This is a genomic window from Roseomonas sp. AR75 (assembly GCF_005222815.1).
GTDB lineage: Bacteria > Pseudomonadota > Alphaproteobacteria > Acetobacterales > Acetobacteraceae > Falsiroseomonas.
Map to the genome: position 1 here is coordinate 857,124 of NZ_STGB01000006.1, position 16,082 is coordinate 873,205.

At 72.7% G+C, this 16,082-nt stretch carries 16 protein-coding genes; 8 read left to right on the forward strand and 8 right to left on the reverse strand.

Annotated features, from left to right (window positions below; translation table 11 throughout):
• The first annotated feature begins 4 nt into the window (after positions 1-4).
• The 8 genes from E4T13_RS28520 (at position 5) to E4T13_RS28555 (ending at position 7,241) form a co-directional block, all read left to right on the forward strand.
• Positions 5-427 carry an MnhB domain-containing protein gene (locus tag E4T13_RS28520; RefSeq protein ID WP_206030324.1) on the forward strand — a complete coding sequence of 141 codons (423 nt, stop codon included), beginning with the start codon at positions 5-7 and terminating at the stop codon, positions 425-427.
• On the forward strand, positions 427-840 hold the full coding sequence (locus E4T13_RS28525; protein ID WP_137181721.1) for an NADH-quinone oxidoreductase subunit K: 414 nt from the start codon (positions 427-429) through the stop codon (positions 838-840). Before E4T13_RS28520 ends, E4T13_RS28525 begins: the two co-directional genes overlap by 1 nt.
• Positions 840-2,363, forward strand: coding sequence for a proton-conducting transporter membrane subunit (locus E4T13_RS28530; protein ID WP_137181722.1), 1,524 nt, complete (start codon positions 840-842; stop codon positions 2,361-2,363). Before E4T13_RS28525 ends, E4T13_RS28530 begins: the two co-directional genes overlap by 1 nt.
• On the forward strand, positions 2,360-2,686 hold the full coding sequence (locus E4T13_RS28535) for a Na+/H+ antiporter subunit E (protein ID WP_137181723.1): 327 nt from the start codon (positions 2,360-2,362) through the stop codon (positions 2,684-2,686). The genes E4T13_RS28530 and E4T13_RS28535 overlap by 4 nt, the downstream gene beginning before the upstream one ends.
• A complete protein-coding gene (locus tag E4T13_RS28540; RefSeq protein ID WP_137181724.1) occupies positions 2,683-2,982 on the forward strand; it encodes a monovalent cation/H+ antiporter complex subunit F in 300 nt (99 codons plus the stop codon). Before E4T13_RS28535 ends, E4T13_RS28540 begins: the two co-directional genes overlap by 4 nt.
• Positions 2,979-4,298, forward strand: coding sequence for a monovalent cation/H(+) antiporter subunit G (locus tag E4T13_RS28545; RefSeq protein ID WP_137181725.1), 1,320 nt, complete (start codon positions 2,979-2,981; stop codon positions 4,296-4,298). The genes E4T13_RS28540 and E4T13_RS28545 overlap by 4 nt, the downstream gene beginning before the upstream one ends.
• Before the next feature lie 157 nt (positions 4,299-4,455).
• Positions 4,456-5,910, forward strand: a complete 1,455-nt coding sequence (locus E4T13_RS28550; protein ID WP_170985308.1) for a HAMP domain-containing sensor histidine kinase — start codon at positions 4,456-4,458, stop codon at positions 5,908-5,910.
• On the forward strand, positions 5,907-7,241 hold the full coding sequence (locus E4T13_RS28555; RefSeq protein WP_137181727.1) for a sigma-54 dependent transcriptional regulator: 1,335 nt from the start codon (positions 5,907-5,909) through the stop codon (positions 7,239-7,241). The genes E4T13_RS28550 and E4T13_RS28555 overlap by 4 nt, the downstream gene beginning before the upstream one ends.
• Before the next feature lie 94 nt (positions 7,242-7,335).
• Here E4T13_RS28555 and E4T13_RS28560 read toward each other — a convergent pair whose 3' ends face one another.
• The 8 genes from E4T13_RS28560 to E4T13_RS28595 all read right to left on the reverse strand — a co-directional run bounded on the left by E4T13_RS28560 (position 7,336) and on the right by E4T13_RS28595 (position 16,082).
• Positions 7,336-7,989: an ATP-binding cassette domain-containing protein gene (locus tag E4T13_RS28560; protein ID WP_137181728.1), complete on the reverse strand. Its 654-nt coding sequence runs from the start codon at positions 7,987-7,989 to the stop codon at positions 7,336-7,338.
• Positions 7,986-9,665 (reverse strand): ABC transporter permease, encoded by a 1,680-nt coding sequence (locus E4T13_RS28565; protein WP_137181729.1) that lies wholly within the window; start codon positions 9,663-9,665, stop codon positions 7,986-7,988. Before E4T13_RS28565 ends, E4T13_RS28560 begins: the two co-directional genes overlap by 4 nt.
• Before the next feature lie 3 nt (positions 9,666-9,668).
• Positions 9,669-10,901 (reverse strand): ABC transporter substrate-binding protein, encoded by a 1,233-nt coding sequence (locus E4T13_RS28570; protein WP_137181730.1) that lies wholly within the window; start codon positions 10,899-10,901, stop codon positions 9,669-9,671.
• A gap of 111 nt (positions 10,902-11,012) precedes the next feature.
• Positions 11,013-12,086: an SPASM domain-containing protein gene (locus E4T13_RS28575; protein ID WP_137181731.1), complete on the reverse strand. Its 1,074-nt coding sequence runs from the start codon at positions 12,084-12,086 to the stop codon at positions 11,013-11,015.
• A 203-nt stretch (positions 12,087-12,289) separates the two neighbouring features.
• On the reverse strand, positions 12,290-13,264 hold the full coding sequence (locus E4T13_RS28580) for a tripartite tricarboxylate transporter substrate binding protein (protein ID WP_137181732.1): 975 nt from the start codon (positions 13,262-13,264) through the stop codon (positions 12,290-12,292).
• A gap of 21 nt (positions 13,265-13,285) precedes the next feature.
• Positions 13,286-14,455, reverse strand: a complete 1,170-nt coding sequence (locus tag E4T13_RS28585; RefSeq protein WP_137181733.1) for a mandelate racemase/muconate lactonizing enzyme family protein — start codon at positions 14,453-14,455, stop codon at positions 13,286-13,288.
• A complete protein-coding gene (locus E4T13_RS28590) occupies positions 14,452-15,246 on the reverse strand; it encodes an SDR family NAD(P)-dependent oxidoreductase (protein ID WP_137181734.1) in 795 nt (264 codons plus the stop codon). Before E4T13_RS28590 ends, E4T13_RS28585 begins: the two co-directional genes overlap by 4 nt.
• Complete coding sequence (locus E4T13_RS28595) at positions 15,243-16,082, reverse strand: carbohydrate ABC transporter permease (protein ID WP_137181735.1); 840 nt, start codon at positions 16,080-16,082, stop codon at positions 15,243-15,245. The genes E4T13_RS28590 and E4T13_RS28595 overlap by 4 nt, the downstream gene beginning before the upstream one ends.

Sequence of the window (16,082 nt, forward strand, 5' to 3'; positions counted from 1 at the left end):
GATCGTGGACGCCTCCCTCATCCTGCGCGTCTCGGCGCCGCTTCTGCTGTGGGTGCCGATGGCCGTGTCGGTCTATCTGCTGATCCGCGGCCATAACGCCCCGGGGGGCGGCTTCGTCGGCGGCCTCGTCGCCTCGGCGGGGCTGGTCTTCTACGCGATCTCGCGCGGGCAGGAAGCGGCGCTGCGGGCCATGCGTCTGCCGCCCGCGAGCTGGTGCGGGATCGGGCTGCTCACGGCGCTCGGCAGCGGGCTGCTCGCCTGGCTCGATCCGTCGGCGGGCTACCTGACGCATCGCTGGTGGTTTCCCGACATCAGCGTGACCCTGCCGCTCGGCACGGCGCTGGTCTTCGACATCGGCGTCTACCTGACGGTCATCGGCACGATCACGGCGATGGTCTTCGCCCTGGTCGGCGAGGAGACGGGCTGATGGAAACGGCGCTTGCCCTGACCATCGGCGTGCTCGTCGCCGCCGCGGCGTACCTGCTGCTGGCGCGCGACCTGCCGCGCGCGCTGCTCGGCTTCGTTCTGCTCGGGACGGGCGCGAACCTCGCGATCCTCGCCGCGGGGCGCGTCGGGACGATGGCACCGCCGCTTGTCGCTTCGGGCGCGGAGGCGCTGGCCGCCGGTGCGGCGAACCCGCTGCCCCAGGCACTGGTCCTGACGGCCATCGTCATCGGCTTCGGGCTTGCTGCCTTCGCGCTGGTGCTGGTGATGCGCGCGCATGCCGAGTTCGGCACCGCCTGCGCCGAGGACATGGACGAGGCAGAACGCCCCGACGAGGTGCCGGCGACCGCCAGGCCTGCCCTGGCCCCCGCGGCGGCGCGCAAGGAGGCAGCCTGATGCGCCAGTTTCTCCTCGCCTCGCCCATCCTGATCCCGCTCGTCGCCACTGCCGTCACGGCGATGCTATGGTCGCGGCCGGCGGCGCAGCGGCGTGTCGGCCTGGTCGCCGCCACGCTTCTGTTTGCCACGACGCTCGGGCTGCTGGGCGAGGTGCTTTCCGGCGGCATGGTGGTCGGGCAGATGGGCAACTGGCCCGCGCCCTTCGGCGTCACGCTGGTGGTGGACCACCTCTCCGCCGCGATGCTGGTCATCACCGGGCTGATGGGGCTTGCCGTCGCGGTGTACGCGATGGGACCGCGGGCTGAGGAACGCGACCGCGCGGGCTTCCAGCCGTTGTTCCATGCGCTGCTGCTGGGCGTGGCCGGCGCCTTCTCCACCGGCGATCTTTTCAATCTTTATGTCTGGTTCGAGGTGATGCTGATCGCCTCATTCGGGCTGCTCGTGCTGGACCGCACGCGTGAGCAGCTCGATGGCGGCATCCGCTACGTGATGCTGAACCTGGTCGGCACCACCTTCTTCCTGCTGGCGGTCGGGCTGCTCTATGGCCTGACGGGGACGCTGAACCTGGCCGACATGGCGCGGGTGGCGCCGGGGGTGGAGAACCAGGGCGCGCTGGCGGCCGCGGCGGTGCTGCTGCTGGTCTCCTTCGGCGCCAAGGCCGCGGTCTTCCCCCTGTTCAACTGGCTGCCCGCTTCCTACCACACGGCCTCGATGCCGGTCGCGGCGATCTTCGCCGCGCTGCTGACCAAGGTCGGCGTCTACGCGATCATCCGCGTCTTCACCCTGGTCTTCGCGCATGACCACGCGCTGTTCGGCCCGCTGGTCGGCGCGATCGCCATGGCGACGATGGTAGTGGGCGTGCTGGGTGCCGCGGCGCATTACGACATCCGCCGCATCCTGAGTTTCCACATCATCAGCCAGATCGGCTACATGCTGGTCGGCGTCGCGCTGATGACGCCGCTCGCGATCGCGGGCAGCGTGCTCTACGTGATCCACCACATCGTGGTGAAGGCGAACCTCTTCCTGGTCGCCGGTGCCGTGCGGCAGATGGGCGGGTCCTTCGCGCTGGCGCGGCTCGGCGGGCTGTGGGCCACGGCGCCGCTGCTCGGGCTGCTGTTCCTGATCCCCGCGCTGTCGCTCGCGGGCATTCCGCCGCTGTCGGGCTTCTGGGGCAAGCTGGTCGTCATCCGCGCGGGGCTGGAGGCGGAAGCGTTCCTGCTGGCGGGCGTCGCGCTCGCGGTCGGGCTGCTGACGCTCTACTCCATGATCAAGATCTGGAACGAGGCCTTCTGGAAGGCCGCGCCCGAGCCTGCGCCAGCGGCCGGATGGACGCGCGCGCAGCGTCTCGCGACCTTCGCGCCGATCGTGCTGCTCTGCGGCGTCACGCTGACCATCGGCTTCTGGGCCGAGCCCTTCGCCGCCTTCTCGATCGCGGCCGCCGAGTCGCTGCTGGATCGCGAGGGCTACATCGCCGCGGTGCTCGGCGCGCAGCCGACGCGGCTGGCGGAGGCCGTGCCATGAGGCGCGCGCTCGCCTGGGTGCGCGTCGGCGCCACCTTCGTCGCGGAACTCGCGAAGTCCACGCTCGCCACCATCCGCGCCGTGCTCGGCCGGCCTGAGCGGCTGCGGCCCGCGATCCTCGCCGTGCCGCTCGATGTCCGCTCGGCGGGCGGGACGGTGCTGTTCGCCGATATGGTCACGCTGACGCCCGGCACCACCAGCCTCGAGGTCTCGGCCGATGGCCGGACGCTCTACGTCCATGCGCTCGACGCGCCGGACCGGGAGGCGGCGATCGCCGCGATGAAGTCCACGCTCGAGGCCCGCGCGCGGGAGGTGCTGCCATGACCACCGGCCTGATCCCGATCGCCGCGGGCATCGCCGCCGCGCTCGTCGCACTCGGATGCATCCCGGTCGCGGCCCGGCTTCTCGCCGGCCCGTCCTCGGCCGACCGCGTGATCGCCACCGACATGCTCGGCCTGCTCGGCGTGTGCATCGCCGCGCTGGTCGCGCTGATCGCCTGGCATCCGGCCTTCCTCGACATCGCGCTCGGCATCGCGCTCGTCGGCTTCCTCGGCGCGGTCGCCTTCGCGCGGCTGATGGAACGTGCGAGCGTCGCCACGGCGCAGGAGCCCGCCGAATGAGGGCCGCGGTCGAGATGCTGGCCGCGCTTCTGCTGGTCGGTGGCGCGGGCATCGTGGCGCTGGCCGCGCTTGGCGTGGCGCGGCTGACGGATCCCTTCATGCGCATGCACGCCGCCGCCAAGGCCGGCGTCGCGGGGGCTGGCCTGCTGCTGCTCGGCGCGGGGCTCGCCTTCGGCACGCCGGGCGCGCTGCTCACCTCGCTCGCCGCCGTGGGTTTCCTGGTGCTGACCGCGCCGCTCGCCTCTCACGCGCTCGGTCGCGCGGCCTATGTCGCCGGCGCCCCGCTCGGCGCCGCATCGCTCGCCGACGCCCTGTCGGGCGTCCTCCACCGCAAGGTCTTCGATATCGACCCCGCCCGCACCGCCCGGCCCCGGCCGGCCCGCGAGCCTTTCGCGAAGGACAACGCCATGAGCGCCATCCCGGAGTTCCGGCGGCCGGCCGATCCGGCCTTCCTGCAGCGCGGCCAGCAGGCGGCCGAGCCCGTCGCGCTCCGCCGCATCCTCTGCTGCCTGGTCGGCGGCCCCGCGCAGGCCGAGGCGACGGAGGAGGCGATCGCGCTCGCCCGCGACGCCTGCGCGCAACTCGTCGGCCTTTCGGGCGCGGGCCAGTCCTCGCCGGAATGGCGCGGCCCCTACGGCATCGGGGGCGCCTTCTGGTCGGAATGGCTTGCCAGCCGCAGCCGTGCCCGGATGCGCGAGAACGCGGCCGCCGCGCTGCATCACTTCCACGAGGCGACGTCCGCCGCGCCCCAGATCGATGCGCAGGCGCGGCACGAGGAAGCGGAGCCGCGCGTCCTGGCGCGGCTGCTTGCCGGCCATGACCTCGTGGTGCTCCCCGCCGGCGCCGGGCCGCACGGCTTTGCCTGCGATCCGCGCGACGAGATCGCCTCGGGCCTCGCCCGCGCCCGGGTGGCGCCCGTGCTTCGCGTTGCACGCCGGCCCCGCCGACCGGTGCGCGACGTGGTCCTGGTGGTCGGCTCCTCCGAGGCCTGCGGCGCCCTGGCTGCGGGGCTGGTGCGGTCCGGCCTGTGGCCCCAGGCATCCATCGCCATCCAGCCGGTCGCGGATGACCGTCACGGCGTCCGGGCGATGGCGGACGCACAGGCCGGGCTGCTGCGCGCCCATGGCCGGCGCGTCACCGTCCTCCCCTCCGTGGACCTCGACTTCGAGGCGCCCGATCTCCGCGCCCGCCTCCTCCGCTACGACGCCGCAGTGTTGTCCTGCCTCTCGACACGTCACGGCGGCTTCATGGACAGCATCCGCAACTGCGTGCACGAGGTGACGGCCGAAGCAGTGCCGGTGACCCTCTTGCCCTGACCGGAACCGGGCGGGCAGGGTCGGGCCATGAACGCCGTCCCGCTGCCTGATACCGAGCGCAAGACGTTCCAACCTGCGGCCGGCGCAGCCGGCCGAGGCCGCGAATGCGGCCCGCCGCATGTGCGGCGAGCCAAGCGCAGCGCCGGCACTTGAGGGCATGAAGGTGAAACCGTCATGCGCCCGGTATGAGCCGCCCCGGCCGGGCGTCGCCTCCGACCGGCCGCGGGCCCTGCGCCTGCCGCCCGCGCTCCGCCTGCCGGCCGCGGCCGGGGCGGTGGTTTTCGCGGTCGCGGTGTGCACGACCCAGGTCGCGATGCAGGTGACCAACCGGGAGGCCGACCGGCAGTTGGAACGCCTCGGGCAGGTCTACCTGGATGGGCTGGCCGCAAGCGTGCGCCTCGGCCTGGAGGCGCGCGATCCCGTCTATATCGAGGGCCGCTTCCGCCGTTCATTCGGCGAGCAGCGCGGCGTTCCGGAACGCGCGCTGTTCGCCTTCGCGCCGGGCGGCGAAATGCTTGCGCGGCACGGAGATGCGGCGCTGACGGAGGATGCAGCCCGTGCCGCGCCGGATGACCGCATGCGGCTGGACGAGGCGGCCGGCATCGCGTGGGTGGGGCGAACCGTGACCGGCGAAGCGGAGCCCGCCGGCCGCCTGGTGGCGGCGCTCGACATCGGTCCCATGCTGGCCGCGCGGGCACGCCTGTCCTGGACGATCGTCGTCGTGGACCTGCTTCTCGCCAGCCTCTTCGCCGCGGCGACGTGGCTGGTCCTCCGTCGGCTCGGTCGGCCACTCCGCGCGCTGGTCGAGGGCTTGTCGGAGGGCGCGCATCGTCCGCCCGCGCGCCTCCCCGACGATATGCTGGCAGCGGCCGACCCGCGCACGGCCCAGATGCTCGCCGCCTACAACCGCATGGTGGACGGCGTCCGGGAACGCGAGCTGCTGGCGGCAGAGCTGGCGGAGCGGGACCAGGCCGCGGCGCTCGGACGACTGGCGGCGACGATTGCGCACGAGGTCCGCAACCCGCTCGGCGGGTTGGCCACCGCCGTCTCCACCCTGCGCCGCTTCGGCGACCGGCCCGAGGTGCGCGAGGAATCCCTTGCCTTCCTGGAGCGCGGGATCGGCGCGCTGGACCGCATCGTGACCAGCACGCTGAATGTCTACCGCCCGGCAGACGACCGGCGGCTGACACGCTCCGATCTCGAGGACCTGCGCCACCTGCTGCGCCCGGCCGCGGAACGGCAGGGCGTCTCGGTGAAGCTCGAGTTGGACCTGCCGTCCGAGGAACTGGCGCTGGGTTCCGGCGGCGTGCGGCAGGTGCTGTTGAACCTGCTGCTGAACGCCTGCGCGGCGACCCCGCCTGGCGGTCGCGTCGGCCTGCGCGTGCGGGTCGAGGGCGAGGCGATGATCTGCGAGGTGACCGACGAGGGGCCCGGGCTCGATCCCGCCCGCCTCGGCCCGGCCGGCATGGGCGCGCCGTCGCGCCGGCTCGGGCTCGATGTCGTGGTGGGGCTCCTCGGCAGCCTGGACGCGCGTGCCTCCGTCATGGAACGTGACGGCGGCGGCACGCTGATCCGCCTGGCCATCCCGCTTCGCGCCGGAGCGCCGGCATGAGCATGCGCCGCCTGGTGCTGGTGGTGGAGGACGACCCGGTCCTCGGCCCTGCCCTGGTCCAGCGGCTGCACCTGGAGGGCTACCGCCCAAGGCTGACCGCGACCGGCGAGGCAGCGCTGCGGGAGGCGCGGTCGGTCCGCCCCGATGCCGTGCTCAGCGACATCCGCCTGCCCGACATGTCGGGCGAGGACGTCTATCGCCACATGATCGGCGAGCTCGGCGCGCTGCCGGTGTTCTTCATGACGGCCTTCGGGGATGTCGCGCAGGCCCTGCGCCTCGTCCGCGCGGGCGCGCGGGACTACCTGACCAAGCCCGTGGACGTGGACCGGCTGGTGGAGGCGCTCGGCCAGGCGTTGGCCGCCGGACACGCCGCGCCAGGGGCCGAGGCCGACCTGCCGGAACTCGGCGTCTCGCCGGCGATGCGCGCGGTGGAAGCGGTGCTGCGGAAGGCGGCGCGGGTGGACGTGCCGGTGGTGCTGACCGGTGAGACCGGCGCCGGGAAGGAGGTCGCGGCCCGCTTCCTCCACGCCGCCTCGCCGCGCAGCGCGCAGCCCTTCGTCGCGGTGAACTGCGCGGCCATCCCGCGCGACCTCGCCGAGAGCACGCTGTTCGGCCATGAGCGCGGCGCCTTCACAGGCGCCTCGTCACGACAGGCCGGCGTCGCGGCGCGGGCCGGGGCCGGCACGCTGCTGCTCGACGAGGTGGCGGAGCTGGCGCCCGAGCTCCAGGCGAAGCTGCTGCGGCTGGTGCAGGAGCGCAGCTTCCTCCCGCTCGGCGCTGCGGTGGAGAAGCCCTTCGCCGCCCGGCTGGTCTGCGCGACCCATGCCGACCTGGCCGCACGGGTGCGGGAAGGGCGCTTCCGGGAAGACCTGTTCTACCGCCTGAACGTCATTGCCGTGGAGGTGCCGCCCCTGCGGCGGCGCCCGGAGGATCAGCCCTGGCTGGCCGCGCGGCTGCTGGCGGAGGCTGTCGCGCGCTTCGGGCTCGGCCCGCGCCGCCTCACCCCTTCGGCGACCGCTGCCCTGGCGGATCACGATTGGCCGGGCAACGTGCGGGAGTTGCGCAACCGCGTCGAGCGCGCCGCGGCCCTGGTGGATGGCGAGGAGATCGGCGCGGGCGATCTGTTCCCCGAGCTTGCCCTGGAGACGCGCGACGAGGCCACCGCGAACCTGCAGGGGCCGCTTGCCGCGGCGCTCGATGCGGCCACCCGCGCCGCCGTCGAGGACGCGCTTCAGCGTGCCGGCGGCAGCCGTGCCGATGCGGCGCGGCTGCTGGGCATCTCCCGGACCACGCTCTGGAAGCGGATGCGTGCCCTCGGCATGGCGGGATGATGCGCGAGGGGGCGCGCGCTGCGGGCCGGGGTAGTCCAGGGCGATGCTGCTCCTCGTCCGAGGCGAGCGTGTCGCAGCGGTGGCGGACCGTGCGTCAGCCGCCATCCGGCGTCGCAGGCGCGACATGCAGCACAGGTCCCGCCGCCGCCTCCGCATCCGCGGGATCATGCGTGACCATCAGCGCCGGGATGCCGAGCCGCAGCACGCGCTCGAACACGAACTCCCGCATGCGGCCGCGCAGCGCAACGTCGAGCTTGCCGAAAGGCTCGTCCAGCAGCAGCGCGCGGGGCTCGGCCAGCAGCGTGCGCAGCAGCGCCACGCGGGCGCGCTGACCCCCCGACAGGGTCGCCGGATCGCGCGGGCCGAAACCGCCGAGTTCCGCTTCCTCCAGCGCCGCCGCAATCCGTGCTTCACGTGCGCGGCGGTCGCGCAGCGACGCCGGCAGGCCGAAGGCGAGGTTCCCGGCCACGGAGAGATGCGGAAACAGCAGGTCATCCTGGAACAGCAGGCCGATGCGCCGCCGGTGCGGCGGCAGCGCCGAGACATCCTTGCCGTCCAGCGTCACGCGCCCGCGCGCCCGGAAGGCAGGGTCCAGCGCGCCGGACAGCCAGGCCAGCAGCGTGGACTTGCCCGAGCCCGACGGGCCCATCACCGTCACGACCTCGCCCGGCGCCACCGCCAGCCGCGACACCGCCACCAGGCTGCGCTCCGCCAGGGTGATCTCCAGCTCCTCGATGACCAGGCTCATGCCGGGCGCATGCCCCGCCGATCGCGGTGCAGCCAGGTCGGCAGCGCCACGGCCAGCGCATAGGCGGCCAGCGGCATCAGCGCCTGCAGCGCCGCATAGGCGCCGAGGATGCGCCGGTCGGCGCCGGCGGCGAGCGTCACCGCCTCGGTCGTCAGCGTGGCGATGCGGCCGGCGCCGGCGAACAGCGTCGGCAGATAGAGCCCGACCGAGACGGCGAAGCCGACGGCCGCCGCGACCAGCAGCGGGCGCAGAAGAAGGCGGCACTTCACGGTCAGGAACACGCGCCACGGCCCGGCGCCGAGCGCTGCGGCGCCGCGCGCGTAGCGCGGGTCGAGCGCGCGCCACGGATCGGCCAGCGACAGGAACACGTAGGGCAGCACGAACAGCAGATGGGTCCACACCACCGCGCCCATCGTGCCGTCCAGGTCGAGCCGCACCAGCGCCACCTGCCAGCCGAACAGGAAGGCGATCTGCGGCAGCAGCAGCGGCAGCCAGATCAGCAGCAGCGCCCGCCGCCCCGGGCGCAGGCCGTGGCGCTGCTCGGCTTCCAGGCAGGCCAGGGTGAGGAGCAGCGCGAGGCCGGTCGCCGCCAGTGCGACGGCGAGGGTCGCCGTCGCGGGAACCGCGATCGCCGGCACCTGCGCCTGCCATGTGGCGAGGGTGAAGGCGGCGGGCAGCGCCTCGGGGAAACGCCAGGGCCCGGCGAAGGACCAGACGAGCAGCACGATCAGCGCCGCTGCATTGGCCGCGAGCAGCAAGCCCATGAGGGCCGGCGCGGCGAGGCCGAGCACGACACCGCCGCCACCGCGCCCGCCCGCGGCGATCCAGCGGCGCCCGAGCACGGCCGCGACGCGCTCTCCCAGGCGCCACAGCAGGATCGCGCCGAGCACGACCAGCAGCAGCAGCAGCGCGCCTGCCGCGGCGGGGAACCACATGGTCAGCTCGCGGTCGGCGAACCAGCGCAGCACGAGCGCCGAGAGCGTCGGCGGGGCGCCCGGACCCAGGATCAGCGCCACGTCCACGACCGACAACGAAAAGACCAGCACCGCGTAGAGCGGCAGGCGAAGCTGCGGATAGAGCTGCGGCAGCACCACCTTCAGCCAGCCCGTGACCGGCCCGTAGCCGAGCGCCGCGGCGGCGCGCATGCCCTCGGCCGCGCGCACCTGGCCCAGGCCGGCGAAGGCCATCAGCAACAGGTAGGGCACTTCCTTGAGCGTCAGGCCGGCCACCAGCGCGATGCCCCAGGGGTCGTTCACCGTCGCCCAGTCGGGCGGCCTGTCCCAGCCCGTCGCCCAGGGGCTGAGCGCGCGCGCGATCCAGCCCGACGGTGCCACGAGAAAGGCGAAGCCAATGGCGAGCGCCGCGTGCGGCGTCGCCAGCAGCGGCGCGAGCGCGGCCTGTGCCCGCCGCGCAAGCGGGCTGCCCTGCGTCGCCGCGCAGAAGGCGATGACGAGCAGGAAGGACAGGATTGTCGCCGCGAAGCCCGTGCCCAGCGTCAGCAGCACCGCGCGCCCGAGCCCCGGCGCATCCAGCAGCGCGCGCCAGGGCTCGAGCGAGAGCGTCGTGCCGCCGAGCGCCGGCAGCCATCCGAAGGCCGGCAGCAGCGTGCCCGCCAGTCCCGCCGCGATCGGCCCGAGGAAGAGCCCCGCGGTCAGCCAAGGCGCCGCCTTCAGCAAGGCTCAGCGCCCGTAGCGGCTTTCCCATTCCGCGGTGATGCGGGTCATCCAGGACGGGTGCGGTTCCTGCAGCGGGCGCCCCAGCGCCTCCGGCTGCAGGATCGCCGGGTTGCGCGGCAGGGCGGCGAAGCGGGCGCGCTCGGCCGGCGGCAGCGCCGCGATGTCGAGCACGGTCGGATTGCCCAGCACGCGCGGATCGGCGCCATATGCCTGCGCTTCCGCCGAGAGCAGGAAGTCCGCCGTGACCATCGCCGCGGCGGCGTTCGCCGCATTGAACGGGATGGAGACGAAGCTCGTGTTGCCGATGGTGCCACGGTCCAGCACGAAGGGGCGCGCGGTCGGGGGAAGCTGGTTGTTGGCGATGGCGACCGCGGCCTCGGACGGGTTGAAGGTGATATAGAGGTCGAGCTCGCCATCCAGCATCAGCGGCCGCTGCGCCGGCCCGTTCTCCGGGAACTGCCGGCCGCCGCGCCAGAGATGCGGGCGCAGCCGGTCATACCAGGCCCAGAGCGCGTCGGCGGCGGGGCGCAGCGTCTCCTCCGTCACGGGCCGCAGCAGCGCGGCCGGGTCGGGGGCGACCTCGCAGAGCGCCTGCTTCAGGAAGGTGACGCCCATGAAGTTGCGGACGTTCGGATGCGTCGTGCGACCGGGATTGGCACGCGCCCAGACGACGAGTGCCTCCATGCTGCGCGGCGGGTCCGGCACGCGGGTGGAATCGGCGATGAACACGACCTGCGCCATGCGCCACGGCGCGGCGAGGCCCTCCACCGGCACGGTGAAATCCACGACGGTGGAAGGCTTGCCCGCGCGGTCGATGAAGCGCGCATTCGGCAGGCGGTCCACGAAGGGGCCGAAATGCAGACCCTGCTGCTTCATCGCCAGGAAGTTCGGCCCGTTGATCCAGATCATGTCCACGCTGCCGCCGCTGGTCCGGCCGGCGGCCTTCTCTGCGACGACGCGGGCCACGGCCTCGGCGGTGTCGCGCAGGCGGACCTGGCGGAGATCGACGCCGTGCAGCGCGCGCAGGCGCCCGCCGGCCCAGGCGATGAAGGCGTTGGTGCGGTCGTCGCCGCCCCAGGCGTTGAAGAACACCGGGCGGCCGCGCGCCTCGGCCAGCACGGCGTCCCAGGGGGCAGAGAGCAGCGGATGGCCCGGTGTCTGCGCGCCCGTGGCACCTGGGGAGGCGAATGGCGCGGCGAGTGCCGCAAGCAGCAGGGGGCGGCGCGGAAGGGTCATGCGGTCACCTCGTGATGGAACGCGCGGGGCTGCGGCAGGGCCCCGGAACGGGCCAGGACAGGGAGGCGGCCGGAATCGCGCCGCCGCGAACCGAAGGCGGCGCCCACCGGCTCAGCCGGCAAGGATCGGTTCGGCGCGCGTGGCCAAACGCCGGGCGCGCGCCGCCTCGATGCGCGCGCCCAGCACCTCCTCGTGGAAGCGGTCGCAGCCGATGCAGAGATTGGCGTAGGGGCGCCCCTGCGGATCGGTGGTGCGCGACTTCGCGCGGAACAGCTCCTCGGTCCAGCCATGCGCGAGGCCCATGCGCTCCGGCTTGCCGGCGTTGATCGCCTCATAGACCGGGTCGCCGGCGAGGCTTTCCAGGATGCCGATCAGCGGCTCCTCCGTCAGGTTGCCGAGCGGGAGCCTGGTCTTGATGCAGCAGGGATAGACGCTGCCGTCCGGCTCGATCGAGACTTCCGAGCCGTTGTAGCGGTGGCGCAGGAAGTTCAGCCCGCCGGACCAGCGATTGCAGAAATTGTCGGCGATGGTCGCGTGCGACAGCCCGTTCTCCCAGGCGCGGCCGCGCGGCCAGAGCTTGCCGATCCAGCTGTCGGGCGTCGCACCGAAGAAGGAGAAGAGCGGCCCCTCCTCCTCGAACCATTTGCGGTGGGTCGAGGAGACGCCGGAGGGGCGCATCCCCTCCGCCTCCATCATCGCCGTGAGCTTCGCCTTGAAGGCCGCCTGCTTCGCCTCGCCCTCCATGCCGACATGGAAATCGTCCACGCCCGCGACCGAGATCATCCATACCCCACGGTCCAGCAGGTCGCGCACGATCTCCGCGGTAAGCAGGTCGCCTGTGGTCTGCACGATCACCTTCACGCCGCCGACGCCGCGGTAGCGGGCGACGAGCCCCTCGATCACCCTGTAGGTGACGCGGCTGCGCACGGGATCGAGCAGCGCCTCCCCGCCCGACAGGATGATGCGCCCGACCTTCTCGGGCAGCGAGCCGTCGGGATTGGGGTCGTCGGTGTCGAGATAGGTCATGCGCGCAGGCAGGTTGGCCAGCACCCGCGGCGTGTTGCGCTCCGCCTCCGCGACGACGCGCTCGAGATCCGCCCTGACATAGGGGCGGAAGCGGTCCTCGTAGCAGTGGCGGCACTTGCGATGGCACGCCCAGGCCATCACCCAGTAGATCGACTCCATCGGCACTCCCGGCCACGCGGTGATCTCAGGACAATTCAGGTGTCCTTCGCCGGCTGTCCAGCAGAGGTTACGCCGATCCGCCGCTCAACCTTCGGTGCCGCCCCGGAAAGGGACAGAAACCCGGCCCGTTACGGAACCCTGCCGCACCGCGATACCGAGTACTGCCGTCATTGCCCTGGCCCGCGACCTCGGGGCGCGCCGGGTCACCCGCTTGCGGTGATGCCGAGGTCGCGCACGAGCTGGATATAGCGGGCCTGTTCGCTGCGCATGAAGGCGAGCAGCTCCTCGGGCGTGCCGGGTGACGGCTCAGCCCCAAGCACGGCGAGCTTCTCGCGCACTTCGCCGCTCGTCAGGATGTCGCGCGCGGCGGCGTTCAGTGTGGCGATGGCGGCGGGCGGCGTGCCGGCGGGCGCGAGCAGGCATCCCCAGGAGGTTGCGCCGTAGCCGGGGAAGCCCTGCTCGGCGACGGTCGGCAGGTCGGGCAGCAGCCGCGAGCGCGTCGGTCCGGCCAGCGCGAGCAGGCGCAGCGTGCCCGCCTGCACATGCGGCGCGACGGCGGCGTAGGCGTCGAACATCATCTGCGTGCGCCCGGCCAGCAGGTCGGCATGCGCGGCGGTGGAGCCGCGATAGGGGATGTGCTCCATCTCCACGCCCGCGCGCTTCAGCAGGTCGGCGGCGAAGATGTGCGGGTTGGAGCCGTTGCCGGAGGAGGCGAAGGCCGCGCGGCCGTTCTGCGCCTTCGCCCAGGCCATCAGCTCCTGCACGTTGCGCGCGGGATTGCTGGCCGGCACGACGAGCACGAGCTGCACATGCGCGGTCAGCGTGATGGGCGCGAAATCGGCGATGGGATCATAGGGCAGGCTGGGGAACAGCGCCCTGTTCACCACATGCGAGGACGCGACCATCAGGATGGTGGTGCCGTCCGGCGCCGCCTTCGCCACCGCCTCCGTGCCGATGATGCCGGAGGCGCCGGCGCGGTTCTCCACCACGCCCGACTGGCCGAACGGCCCGCGCAGCCGCTCCGCGATCAGCCGCGCCGTGATGTCGGAGGCGCCGCCCGCGGTGTAGGGGACGATGAAGCGCACCGGGCGATCCGGCCGCCAGCCCTGCGCCTGCGCGGCGACGGGCAATGCGAGCGCCGCCGCGGCGAAGGCGCGGCGGGTGAGGCGTGCGGTCATGGTGTTTCCTCCTCTTCCTTGTCAGTAGGCCGGCTTCACCGGGAACCAGCCCGGCCGGCGGTCGTCGAGATAGGCGCCCTCGATGCGGCTGACGGCGTGGCGTTCCACCTGCGCCTCGTCCACCGTCACGCCGAGGCCGGGGGCGGTCGGCACGGCGAAGCAGCCATCGTTCAGATCGAAGGTCTCGCGCACGATGTCGCCGGCGAGATGCGCATGCTCGGTGTCGAGCGCGATCGTCATGTTGGGGATCGCCGCGGCGAGATGCAGATAGGCCGCCTGCGACAGGCCGAGCTCCGCACCGGAATGCAGCGTGACGGGAATGCCGACGCCTTCGCAGATCGCGGCCTGCTTGATGACGGGCCAGAGGCCGCCGGCCTCGTGCGGGTCGAGCAGGATCACGTCCGCCGCTTCCGCCCGCACGATGTTCGCGACGTCGGAGAGCGTATAGGCGCTCTCGTCCAGCGCGATGGGCACCGGCTGCGACTGGCGCAGCAGCGCATGCCCCGCCAGGTCGTCGAGCTCCAGCGGCTGCTCGATGTATTGCAGGTCGAATGGGCGCAGCTTCTCGAGCATGCGTTTCGCCGTGCCGGGGGTCCAGGCGCCGTTGACATCGGCGCGCAGCATCAGGTCGGGGCCGATCACCGCGCGCACGGCGCGGACCAGCGCGATGTCGGTCGCTTCCGACATGCCGACCTTGACCTTGAAGCTGCGATGCCCGCGCGCGAGATAGGTGCGCGCCGCTTCCGCCGCGGCCTGCGGCTCGCTTTCCAGGATGTAGGCCGCCATCTCCGCGCGGTCGCGCCATAGCCCACCCCAAAGGCGGTGCAGCGGCTGGCCGCAGGCGCGGCCGAAGGCGTCCCACATCGCCATCTCGACGGCGCAGATCGCCATCACCGCGGCCCGCTTGTGGTGGTAGTAGCCGGCGCCGAGCACATGGCGATGCAGCGATTCCGCCTGGTCCACGGTCTTGGTCAGCGCGATGGGCAGAACGATGCGTTCCAGCACGGCGGGAATCGCATCCAGCAGGCAGATCGTCTCGCCCCAGCCGACGGTGCCGTTCGCCGTCTCGATGCGCACGACCAGGCGCGTCGCGCCGCTGCGACGGCCGGAGGCCCATTCCATGTCGGAATGGAAGGGCATCCGCAGCATCCAGTGCTTTGCGGCGACGATGCGGAGTGGGTCGGTGGTCATGTGAATCCCAAGGGAGGACGGCCGGTCCAGGCGCGGATGCGCGGGCTGACCACGGCGGCGGCCATCTGCGCGGTGAGGCCGCCATCCACTGGCAGGTCCACGCCGGTGATGAAGGCGGCGGCGTCGGAGGCGAGGAACAGCGCGGCCTCCGCCACATCCTCGGGCCGGCCGAAGCGGCCGAGCGGATAGGCTTCCTCGGTCAGCCGGATGTCCTCCGGCTGCAGTTTCGCGGCGAAGGCTTCCGTCACGATCAGCCCGGGCGAGAGTGCGTTCACGCGGATGCCGAGCGGCCCGCATTCCACCGCCATCTGCCGCGTCATCGCATGAATGCCGCCCTTCGCCGCGGCGTAGGCGGCGACGCAGGGCTGGCCCTGCATCGCGTTGACCGAGGCCATGTTGACGATGGCGCCGCCGCCGCGCGGACGCATGGCGCGTACCGCCTCGCGCGAGAGGCGGAAGGCGCTGCGCAGGCAGATGCCGAGGGTCGCGTCCCATTCCTCGTCGCTGGTGTCCAGCAACGGACGCACGGTGGTGACGCCGGCATTGTTCACCAGCACGTCGGGCCCACCATGCGCGATAGCGGGTGCAAGAATGCGCGTCGGAGCATCGTCATCGGCGACATCGGCGAAGACCTGTTCCGCGGCGGTCTCGGCGGCGACGCGCGCCAGGCCCTCGGCATCGCGATCGGCGAGGACCAGCCGCGCGCCAGCGGCGGCGAAGCGCAGCGCGATGGCGCGGCCGATGCCGGCGGCGGCGCCGGTAACGACGCAGAGTTTCCCCTCGAGCGTCATCCCTTCACCGCCCCCGCCGTCAGCCCCTGCACGAACCAGCGCTGCACCAGCGCGAAGGCGATCACCACCGGCAGCGACGCGACGAGCGAGGCCGCCATCGCTGCCCCCCAGTCCTGCCGCATCTCGCCGAGCTGCGACATCAGCAGCCCCGGTCCGACCGTGCGCAGTTCCGGCGAGGTGACGAGCGTCATCGCGTAGAGCAGGTCGTTCCAGGCCCACATGAAGGAGTAGAGGCCGACGGTGACCAGGCCTGGCACCGAGACCGGCAGCACCACGCGCAGCAGGATGCCGAGCTCCGACGCGCCGTCGATGCGTGCGGCTTCCATCAGCTCCTCTGGCAGGCGCACGAAGTATGAGAAGAGCATGTAGGTGCCGGTCGGCAGCGCGAAGACGATGTAGGCGATGGTGAGACCAAGCCGCGTGTCCAGCAGCCCCGCCGCCTGCAGCAGCGGATAGAGCGAGATCAGCAGCACCGCGAAGGGGAACATCTGCGCCGAGATCATCAGCGCCATCAGCGGCTTGCGCCCCCGATAGCGGAATCGCGCGAAGGAATGCGCGGCGAGTGTCGCCAGCACGGTCGTCAGCAGCGCCGCCCCGCCCGCGGTCAGGAGCGAGTTCGTCAGCCAGAGCGGCAGGTCGCCCTGCCCGATCACGCCGCGAAAGTTGTCGAGCGTCGGCGCGGCCGGCAGCAGCGTGGGAAAGCGAACAAAAATCTCGGCGGTCGGCTTGAAGGCGGTGGAGACCATCCAGAACACGGGGAAGCCGAGGAAGGCCGCCAGGACAAGGAAGGTGCCCGCGAAGACCCAGCGTGCGGAGCGGGAAGCGAAGTCGAGCAT

Excerpts from the sequence above, each read along its gene's own strand:
- E4T13_RS28525 (WP_137181721.1), top strand. The coding sequence starts at position 427 with ATGGAAACGGCGCTTGCCCTGACCATCGGCGTGCTCGTCGCCGCCGCG.
- E4T13_RS28530 (WP_137181722.1), top strand. The coding sequence starts at position 840 with ATGCGCCAGTTTCTCCTCGCCTCGCCCATCCTGATCCCGCTCGTCGCC.
- E4T13_RS28535 (WP_137181723.1), top strand. The coding sequence starts at position 2,360 with ATGAGGCGCGCGCTCGCCTGGGTGCGCGTCGGCGCCACCTTCGTCGCG.
- E4T13_RS28540 (WP_137181724.1), top strand. The coding sequence starts at position 2,683 with ATGACCACCGGCCTGATCCCGATCGCCGCGGGCATCGCCGCCGCGCTC.
- E4T13_RS28545 (WP_137181725.1), top strand. The coding sequence starts at position 2,979 with ATGAGGGCCGCGGTCGAGATGCTGGCCGCGCTTCTGCTGGTCGGTGGC.
- E4T13_RS28550 (WP_170985308.1), top strand. The coding sequence starts at position 4,456 with ATGAAGGTGAAACCGTCATGCGCCCGGTATGAGCCGCCCCGGCCGGGC.
- E4T13_RS28555 (WP_137181727.1), top strand. The coding sequence starts at position 5,907 with ATGAGCATGCGCCGCCTGGTGCTGGTGGTGGAGGACGACCCGGTCCTC.
- E4T13_RS28560 (WP_137181728.1), bottom strand. The coding sequence starts at position 7,989 with ATGAGCCTGGTCATCGAGGAGCTGGAGATCACCCTGGCGGAGCGCAGC.
- E4T13_RS28570 (WP_137181730.1), bottom strand. The coding sequence starts at position 10,901 with ATGACCCTTCCGCGCCGCCCCCTGCTGCTTGCGGCACTCGCCGCGCCA.
- E4T13_RS28575 (WP_137181731.1), bottom strand. The coding sequence starts at position 12,086 with ATGGAGTCGATCTACTGGGTGATGGCCTGGGCGTGCCATCGCAAGTGC.
- E4T13_RS28580 (WP_137181732.1), bottom strand. The coding sequence starts at position 13,264 with ATGACCGCACGCCTCACCCGCCGCGCCTTCGCCGCGGCGGCGCTCGCA.
- E4T13_RS28585 (WP_137181733.1), bottom strand. The coding sequence starts at position 14,455 with ATGACCACCGACCCACTCCGCATCGTCGCCGCAAAGCACTGGATGCTG.
- E4T13_RS28590 (WP_137181734.1), bottom strand. The coding sequence starts at position 15,246 with ATGACGCTCGAGGGGAAACTCTGCGTCGTTACCGGCGCCGCCGCCGGC.
- E4T13_RS28595 (WP_137181735.1), bottom strand. The coding sequence starts at position 16,082 with ATGCTCGACTTCGCTTCCCGCTCCGCACGCTGGGTCTTCGCGGGCACC.